This is a genomic window from Stenotrophomonas sp. S41 (assembly GCF_016624625.1).
Taxonomy (GTDB): Bacteria; Pseudomonadota; Gammaproteobacteria; order Xanthomonadales; family Xanthomonadaceae; genus Stenotrophomonas.
Map to the genome: position 1 here is coordinate 1 of NZ_JACVTV010000147.1, position 8980 is coordinate 8980.

Genomic DNA, 8980 nt, shown 5'->3' on the forward strand with positions numbered 1-8980 from the left:
TGGATGCGGCGACCAAGCCCCCATGGACGGGTTCACGGCGTCCCCGCAAACGCACAGTGCCCCGCCATCCCACGGAATGCAGGCTTTTGATCTTGCTTCGGCTTCGGCCTCTGCAGGTGCAGGGCGCAGCCCTGCCGGACCCCACCAACCTTCCCCACTTGCGGTAGGCACGCGCGCCCACTAGCCTTCGGCCGTCGTTCACCACCCAAGGACCGCCCGTGACTCACCGCCATCTCCTGCTGGCCTCGGCTATCGCCGCCGCCACGCTGGCCCTGGTCGCCTGCAAGAAGGAACCTTCGCCCGGCACCGAGGCCGCCACCGCCAGCGCGCCCGCCGGCGAGACCGCCGACCAGTTCGTCGCCCGCATCAACGCCGAATTCAAGGCCGCCTACCCGGAGATGACCTCGGCACAGTGGCTGTCCTCCACCTACATCAACAGCGATTCCGAACGCATCGCCGCCAAGGCCAACGAGCGCTCGCTGACCCAGCTCAACAGCTGGATCGAGCAGGCCGGCAAGTTCGAAGGCCAGCCGATGAGCGAGGACAGCAAGCGCGCCATCCACCTGCTGAAGCTGATGTCCTCGATGCCGGCACCGCGTGATCCGGCCAAGCTGGCCCAGCTGACCCAGATCGCCACCCGCATGGAAGGCAGCTACGGCGCAGGCAAGTACTGCACCGATGCCAACGATCCCAACTCCTGCCGCCAGCTCGGCGAGCTGGAACAGGTGCTGGCGCGCAGCCGCGACTACGACGCGCAGCTCGATGCCTGGCAGGGCTGGCACAGCACCACCAAGAGCATGCGCGGCGATTACCAGCAGTTTGTCAGCCTGGTCAACGAAGGCGCCAAGGGCATGGGCTTCACCGATGCCGGGCAGATGTGGCGCAGCGGCTACGACATGCCGCCGGAGCAGATCGGGCCGGAAACGGACCGCCTGTGGGAACAGGTCAAGCCGATGTACGAGCAGCTGCACTGCTATGCGCGTGGCAAGCTGGACAAGACCTACGGCAAGGACAAGGCCGAAGTGGGCAACGGCCTGATCGCCGCGCACCTGATGGGCAACATGTGGCAGCAGGACTGGTCCAACCTGTGGGACCAGCTGGAGCCGTACCCGGGTGCCGGCAGCCTGGACATCACCGCGGCGCTGGAAAAGCAGTACCAGGCCAACCTGAGTGCGGCGCTGGCCAAGGCCGGCAAGGATGCCAACGTCGCCGCGCAGTACAAGGCGCAGCGCGAGGCCGAACTGCGCACCGCCAAGCAGATGACCGAACGCGCGCAGGATTTCTACGTGTCGCTGGGCATGCCCTCGCTGCCGCAGTCGTACTGGGAACGCACCCAGTTCATCAAGCCCGATGACCGCGACGTGGTCTGCCACGCCAGTGCCTGGGACATGAACATGGAAGGCGACGTGCGCACCAAGATGTGCATCAAGCCGAACGAAGAGAACTTCACCACCATCTACCACGAGCTGGGCCACCTGTATTACGACCTGGCCTACAACCCGCTGCCGCCGCTGTTCCAGGGCGGTGCCAACGATGGCTTCCACGAAGCGATCGGCGACACCATCGTGCTGGCGATGACGCCCAAGTACCTGAGCTCGATCGGCCTGGTGGACGCACCGACCGAGAGCCGCGAGGCGGTCATCAACAACCAGATGCGCATGGCCCTGTCGGGCGTGTCGTTCCTGCCGTTCGGCCTGATGATCGACCGCTGGCGCTGGGGCGTGTTCGATGGTTCGATCACCCCGGACAACTACAACAAGGCGTGGTGGGACCTGAAGGCGAAGTACCAGGGCGTGGCCCCGGCCAGCACCCGTGGCGAGGAGTTCTTCGATCCGGGCGCGAAGTACCACGTGCCGGGCAACACCCCGTACACCCGCTACTTCCTGGCGCGCATCCTGCAGTTCCAGTTCTACAAGGGCCTGTGCGATGCGGCCGGTTTCAAGGGCCCGCTGCATGAGTGCACCTTCTACGGCAACAAGGAAGCCGGGCAGAAGTACTGGGCGATGCTGAGCAAGGGTGCCAGCCAGCCGTGGCAGGCCACGCTGAAGGAGCTGACTGGCAGTGACAAGCTCGATGCCGGCCCGATGATCGAGTACTTCAGCCCGGTCAACGACTGGCTGAAGCAGCAGAACCAGGGCCAGATGTGCGGCTGGCAGGCCAGCGCGGCACCGGCGGCGAAATGAAAGAAGGGGCGGGTCCGCAAGGATCCGCCCCTGATGTTTCCGGTAGCGCCGGGCCATGCCCGGCGGCTTTTCATCGCACCGCTGCGCTCGCCGGGCATGGCCCGGCGCTACCCGATGGGCGTCAGTTGTTCTTCTTCGCCGCCATCGCCGCGGCCAGTTCGGCCTTGTATTCCTCGAAGGTCTGGCCCTTCTCCTTGGCCTCGGCCTGCGCGGCATCGCGCAGCGCATCGGAATACACCAGGCGCACCGGCGTGCCCTTGCGCTCGTGCAGTTCACCGGCCTGCATGATCAGCGCCAGCACCTGCGCGGCACTCTCGCTGTGGCCGGCGATGCGGCCATCCATGCCCAGCACCCACTCGCCATCGCGGCGCACGACGCCGGCCAGCAGCGTGCGCTGCGCATCACGCAGTTCGGCATGCGGCTCGACAGGCGAGCCCACCGGCGAGGCCTGCGCGGCGGCCTTGTTGGCAGCCTTTTCTTCCTGGCGGCGGCGCTGGTCGCGGCGGGTCTTGGAGGTGGTGGACATGGGGGCGATACCGCTACGAGGGGGCGCAAGGATAACGCACCCCGGCGGCGACGCCGTTTCACGGGCGCCAGTCGTGCAGGTTCAGTCCAGCACCCGGCCCTGCCGCCAGTAGCCCATGAAGGTCAGCGCACGCCGGTCCAGCCCGCAGTCGCGGACCAGGTGCCGGCGGATCGCCATCACCGCCCCGGCCTCGCCAGCGACCCACGCGTAGAACGGCCCGGCCACGCCCGCATCGGACTGCTCCCACAGGATCTGCGCGTCCACGTCGATCTCGTCCAGCGCATCGCCCGCCACGACCGGCGAGGCTGCCAACCGTGCCTGCACGGCCTCCACCAGCGCCTGGCCGTAGGCGGCCTGGCCGCGCGGCAGCCACACCAGTTCGGCAGTGGGCGGTGCCTTCAAGGCGATGGCTCCGCCCTCGCCCGCCACTTCCAGCAGCGCAAGCACGCGCGGCGGATCGACCTGGGCGGCCAGTTCCTCGAGGATGCCGGCCACCGCCGGCAGCGCGGTCTCGTCGGCCACCAGCAGCACCTGGCCGACCCCGGCCGGCGGCTTCCATTCCCAGCCCTCGCTGCTCTCGGCGCAGGCGGCGTCCGGGGCCAGCAGCACCACGCGGTCACCCGGCTGGGCGTGCACGGCCCAGCGCGAGGCCGGGCCGGTCTCGCCGTGCAGGACGAAATCCACGTCGACCTCGCCCTGCGCGGCGCGCAGCTGGCGGAGGGTGTAGGTGCGCATCGGCGGACGCTGGTCGTCCGCCAGTTCGCGGTAGCGGGCGTACCAGTCCTCGCCGCTGGGCACCTCCGGGGCATCCTGGCCGGGCAAGGGGAAGAACACCTTGATCCGCTGGTCCGGGCCCTCGGTCTTCATCCGCGCCACGTCGGCGCCGGTGAACACCAGGCGGTGCAGGGAGGGGGAAAGGACGCGGCGCTCCTTCAGCGCCACCTCGAACAGGCGGTAGGTCTGCTGCGCAGCCATGGGGGTACCTCGCGACGGCTTCTGATCGGCTGGCCGTCACGAACCCGTGCAGCGGCTGGCTGGAATCCCCAGCCTAGTCCGCGTGGTCACTGCCGCAAGAGTTTGGGCGCCGCTGCAGCGCCCTGCCCCTGCGCGCTGCTCAATGGCCCGTGGCCACTGCCTGCACTGCGCGCTCGCGGCGGTGTTCCCAGTACCAGAACACGAAGCCGCCGGCGAAGAAGGCGGCCTGGCCCAGGGCCAGGTGCAGCGGGCTGCCGCTCAGCAGCGGCGACACCAGGCCGGCCACCACGGTGCTGATCATCAGCTGGATGAACGCCTGCAGCGAGGACGCCAGGCCGCGCTGGTGCGGGTACATGTCCAGCACCGCCAGCGCCAGGATCGGGAAGATCAGCGCCATGCCCATGCCGCCGAGGAAGATCGGCAGCACCGCCCACGGCAGGGCGAACTGCGGCGCCAGGCTCACGTAGCCCACGTTGAGCAGCACCGACAGCGCGCAGAGGGTGAAACCGATGCCGATCTGGCGGGTGGGCGTGGTGCGCCCGGCCATGCGGCCGGACAGGAACGAACCGGTGGTCATGCCGCCGATGGTGGGAATGAACAACCAGGCGAAGCCACCTTCACCCAGGTGCAGGTGCTGCATGACGAACACCGGCGCCGAGGCGATGTACAGGAAGATGCCGCCGAAGTTGATGCTGCCGGCCAGCGCCAGGCGCAGGAAACGCGGGTTGAAGCCGATGCGCACGTAGTCACGCAGCAGGCCACGCGGCGACAGCGGCACGCGAGCCGCCACCGGGTGGGTCTCCGGCATGAAGCGTGCGGTGCAGACCAGCAGCAGCAGCGAGAACACCACCAGGAACCAGAAGATCAGCGGCCAGCCGGCGCCACTGAGCAGGATCCAGCCACCGATGATCGGCGCGATGGCCGGGGCGATGCCGAACAGCATCGATACCTGGCTCATCAGCCGCTGCGCATCGTGGCCGTGGTAGAGATCGCGGATGACCGCGCGGCCGACGATCATGCCGACGCCGGCCGACAGGCCCTGCAGCGCGCGGAACACCAGCAGCGTGCCCAGGTCGGTGGACAGCGCGCAGCCGACCGAGGCGCCGATGAACACTACCAGGCCGCCGAGGATCACCCGCTTGCGGCCCCAGGCATCGGACAGCGGCCCGTGCGCCAGGCTCATCAGCGCATAGAACAGCAGGTAGACGCTGATGGTCTGCTGCACGGCCACTTCATCCACCGCCAGGCGCTGGGCCAGCTGCGGGAAGGCCGGGAAGATGGTGTCGATCGAGAACGGGCCGAACATGGCCAGGCCTGCGAGCAGCAGGGCCATGCGTCGGGTGGAAGGGGCAACAGCGGGGGTCATCGGCAAAGCGTCCGGCTGGGCCATGCGTGGCACGCACGGCGGGCGCCGATCCCCTGCAGCAGGGACGGCGCCAGATGAATACGAGAGTCCGGCCATGATAGGCCCGGATTGCGGCCGATGCCATCGACCGCTGCACAAAACGCATGGCCGGGCCATCGGCCATTCAGGCCCGCAGGCGCCCTGCCCCCGCTCCGGGCCCGTGTTCAGCCGCAGCAACCCGCTATAATCGCCGGGCAACATGGTGGGAGAAGCGGAACACCGCTGCCGAAGGCGCAACGCCCGTAATCGCTCAGGCCCGATACCACCCGTAACAGAACTCTGGAGAGACCGGTTCGATCCGGCGCCGAAGGGGCACGAAGCTGCGGCCAGCCGCGCTTCCAAACTCTCAGGCAAAAGGACAGAGGGGCGCCCCGCAGACCGCCAACCGGCGGCTTGTGCCCGTGCGTGTGCCCTTTCCTGACGGATCCTTCGCCATGTCCCAGAACACCCCCTCCCTGCGTGAGCTTGAGCATCATTCCGCGTTCGTCGAGCGCCACATCGGCCCCAACGATGCCGAGATCGCGCAGATGCTCGACGTCGTCGGCCACGCCACGCTGGATGCGATGACCGAGGCCATTGTGCCGGCAAAGATCAAGTCGCCCGCACCGCTGGCGCTGCCGGAGTCGATGACCGAAGTGCAGGCGCTGGCGAAGATCCGCGCGATCGCCGACAAGAACACCGTGCTGCGCAGCTTCATCGGCCAGGGCTACTACGGTACCCACACGCCGAACGTGATCCTGCGCAACATCCTGGAAAACCCGGCCTGGTACACCGCCTACACCCCGTACCAGGCGGAAATCTCGCAGGGCCGCATGGAAGCGCTGATCAACTTCCAGACCCTGTGCGCCGACCTGACCGGCATGGAGATCGCCAACGCCTCGCTGCTGGACGAAGCCACCGCCGCCGCCGAAGCGATGACCCTGGCCAAGCGTTCGGCCAAGTCGAAGTCGGACACCTTCTTCGTGCACGACGCCGTGCACCCGCAGACGCTGGAACTGCTGCGCACCCGCGCCGAGCCGATGGGCATCGTGCTGCGCGTGGGCACCCCGGCCGAAGCACTGGAAGCGGAGGCCTTCGGCCTGCTGCTGCAGTACCCGGACACCTTCGGCCAGGTCGGCGACTACAAGGCGCTGGTCGATGCCGTGCACGCGCGCGGCGGCCTGGTGGCCGTGGCCACCGACCTGCTGGCGCTGACCCTGCTGGCCGCTCCCGGCGAATGGGGCGCGGACATCGTGGTCGGCAACAGCCAGCGTTTCGGCGTGCCGTTCGGTTTCGGCGGCCCGCACGCTGCGTTCATGGCCTGCCGTGATGCCTACAAGCGCTCGATGCCGGGCCGCCTGATCGGCGTCTCCATCGATGCCGAAGGCAAGCCGGCCTACCGCCTGACCCTGCAGACCCGCGAGCAGCACATCCGCCGCGAGAAGGCCACCTCCAACATCTGCACCGCGCAGGTGCTGCTGGCGGTGATGGCCTCGATGTACGCCGTCTACCACGGCCCGGAAGGCCTGGCCCGCATCGCGCGCCGCACCCACCGCCTGGCTTCGATCCTGGCCGCGTCGCTGCGCAGCGCCGGCGTGCAGGTCGGTGGCGACTTCTTCGACACCCTGCACATCACCGGCGTGCATGCCGATGAGATCCACGCCAAGGCCCGCGCCGCCGGTTACAACCTGCGCGCGATCGACAGCGACTCGGTCGGCATCAGCCTGGATGAGACCGCCACCCGCGCCGACATCGTCGCCCTGGCCGCCGTGTTCGGTGCGCAGGCCGATGTGGAAGCGCTCGATGCCAGCACCGCCGACGCGCTGCCGTCTGCCCTGCTGCGCCAGTCCGCGTTCCTGACCCACCCGGTGTTCAACACCCACCACAGCGAGCACGAGCTGCTGCGCTACCTGCGTTCGCTGGCCGACAAGGACCTGGCGATGGACCGCACGATGATCCCGCTGGGCTCGTGCACCATGAAGCTCAACGCCACCGCCGAGATGATCCCGGTGACCTGGCCGGAGTTCTCGCAGATCCATCCGCTGGTGCCGGCCGACCAGGCGCTGGGCTACAAGGAACTGATCGAGACGCTCGAAGCGATGCTGGTCGAATGCACCGGCTACGACGCGGTCAGCCTGCAGCCGAACTCCGGTGCGCAGGGCGAGTACGCCGGCCTGCTGGCGATCCGCGCCTACCACCGCTCGCGCGGTGAGGACCACCGTGACATCTGCCTGATTCCGGATTCGGCGCACGGCACCAACCCGGCCTCGGCGCAGATGTGCGGCATGAAGGTCGTGGTGACCAAGACCGATGCCAACGGCAACGTCGATGTCGAAGACATCCGCGTCAACGCCGAGAAGTACAGCGACCGCCTGGCCGCGATCATGATCACCTACCCGTCCACGCACGGCGTGTTCGAGGAGGAAGTGGTCGAGATCTGCGAGATCATCCACCAGCACGGCGGCCAGGTGTATACCGACGGCGCCAACATGAACGCCCTGGTCGGCGTGGCCAAGCCGGGCAAGTGGGGTTCGGACGTTTCCCACCTGAACCTGCACAAGACCTTCTGCATCCCGCACGGCGGCGGCGGCCCGGGCGTCGGCCCGTGCGCGGTGAAGGAACACCTGGCCCCGTTCCTGCCGGGCAAGCTGGGTGACAACGGCCCGGTCGGCATGGTCAGCGCGGCCAGCTTCGGCAGCGCCTCGATCCTGCCGATCAGCTGGATGTACATCGCCATGATGGGCAGCGAAGGCCTGCGCAAGGCCACCCAGGTGGCCCAGCTCAACGCCAACTACATCGCCAAGCGCCTGGCTCCGCACTTCAAGACCCTGTACACCGGCCGCAACGGCCTGGTGGCGCACGAGTGCATCCTCGACGTGCGTCCGCTGGAGAAGACCAGCGGCATCGGCGCCGAGGACGTGGCCAAGCGCCTGATCGACTTCGGCTTCCATGCCCCGACCCTGAGCTTCCCGGTGGCCGGCACGCTGATGGTCGAGCCGACCGAGAGCGAATCGCTGCACGAGCTGGACCGCTTCATCGACGCGATGATCCAGATCCGCGAGGAAATCCGCGCGATCGAGGACGGCCGCCTGGACCGCGAGGACAACCCGCTGAAGAACGCCCCGCACACCGCGACGGCGGTGACTGCCAGCGAGTGGACCCACGCCTACCCGCGTGAGCTGGCCGCCTTCCCGCTGCCCAGCCTGAAGCTGCAGAAGTACTGGCCGCCGGTGGCCCGCGTCGACAACGTGTATGGCGACAAGAACGTGATGTGCGCCTGCATCCCGGTCGATGCCTACAAGGACGACGAAGTCGAGGCGTAAATTCCCGATGGATCGGTAAACGGAACGGCCCGCGCAAGCGGGCCGTTTTCGTTGTGCCTCACGGGTCGGGCATCTGCCCCAGGCTGAGCTGCCACGACACGCCGTAGCGGTCCTGCACCCAGCCGTAGCGGTTGCTGAAATCGTAGTCGCCCACCGGCATCAGCCAGTGCCCGCCCTCGCCCAGCACGCGTGCCGCACGCTCGAACTGCTCGCTGCCGGCGCATTCGACGAACAGCGAGATCGACGGACTGAAGGTGAAGTCGTGCACGTCCAGGCTGTCGAAGCACAGGTAGTGCGTGCCCCCCAGCAGGAAGATGGCCTGGCGCACCTGGCCGGGCACGCCGGCGCCGGCACCTTCGGGGTGGTGCTGCAGGGCCAGCAGGCGGAAATCGGCGAAGGCGTCGGCGTACAGGGCCATGGCGGCCTCGGCCTGGCCGGTGAACATAAGGAACGGGCGACTGCGCAGCATGCGGTACTCCTGTTCGACGGGCCGGTGACGGCCCACGCGATCAGGATGGCACGACGGATGTATGCCTTCTGTAGATACCGTGTTGTCCTTGCCTAGGCAAGGACGACTTCAGGCTCAAAC

6 protein-coding genes and 1 riboswitch are annotated in these 8980 nt (G+C 68.1%); of the genes, 2 read left to right on the top strand and 4 right to left on the bottom strand.

The window, feature by feature from the left end:
* Window positions 1–218: 218 nt before the first annotated feature.
* Entirely contained in the window at window positions 219–2183 is a 1965-nt protein-coding gene (locus IAE56_RS19600; protein ID WP_200753683.1) for a M2 family metallopeptidase, read from the top strand.
* Window positions 2184–2304: 121 nt separating this feature from the next.
* On the opposite strand, the gene IAE56_RS19605 is transcribed toward IAE56_RS19600, so the two are convergent.
* From IAE56_RS19605 to IAE56_RS19615, 3 genes are all read right to left on the bottom strand, one after another.
* Complete coding sequence (locus IAE56_RS19605; protein ID WP_200732639.1) at window positions 2305–2709, bottom strand: hypothetical protein; 405 nt, start codon at window positions 2707–2709, stop codon at window positions 2305–2307.
* An 81-nt stretch (window positions 2710–2790) separates the two neighbouring features.
* Entirely contained in the window at window positions 2791–3684 is an 894-nt protein-coding gene (locus IAE56_RS19610; RefSeq protein WP_200753684.1) for a siderophore-interacting protein, read from the bottom strand.
* Window positions 3685–3823: 139 nt separating this feature from the next.
* A complete protein-coding gene (locus IAE56_RS19615; RefSeq protein ID WP_200753685.1) occupies window positions 3824–5050 on the bottom strand; it encodes a multidrug effflux MFS transporter in 1227 nt (408 codons plus the stop codon).
* A gap of 308 nt (window positions 5051–5358) precedes the next feature.
* Window positions 5359–5461: riboswitch (glycine riboswitch) on the top strand.
* Window positions 5462–5523: 62 nt separating this feature from the next.
* On the opposite strand from IAE56_RS19615, the gene gcvP reads away from it, so the two are divergent.
* The gene (gene gcvP / locus IAE56_RS19620; protein WP_200753686.1) at window positions 5524–8391 is read left to right on the top strand and encodes an aminomethyl-transferring glycine dehydrogenase; all 2868 of its coding nucleotides are present in this window, start codon (window positions 5524–5526) and stop codon (window positions 8389–8391) included.
* 58 nt (window positions 8392–8449) lie between these two features.
* Here the strand turns inward: gcvP and IAE56_RS19625 are convergent, their stop codons facing one another.
* Window positions 8450–8860, bottom strand: a complete 411-nt coding sequence (locus IAE56_RS19625) for a VOC family protein (protein WP_079222771.1) — start codon at window positions 8858–8860, stop codon at window positions 8450–8452.
* Window positions 8861–8980 lie beyond the last annotated feature (120 nt).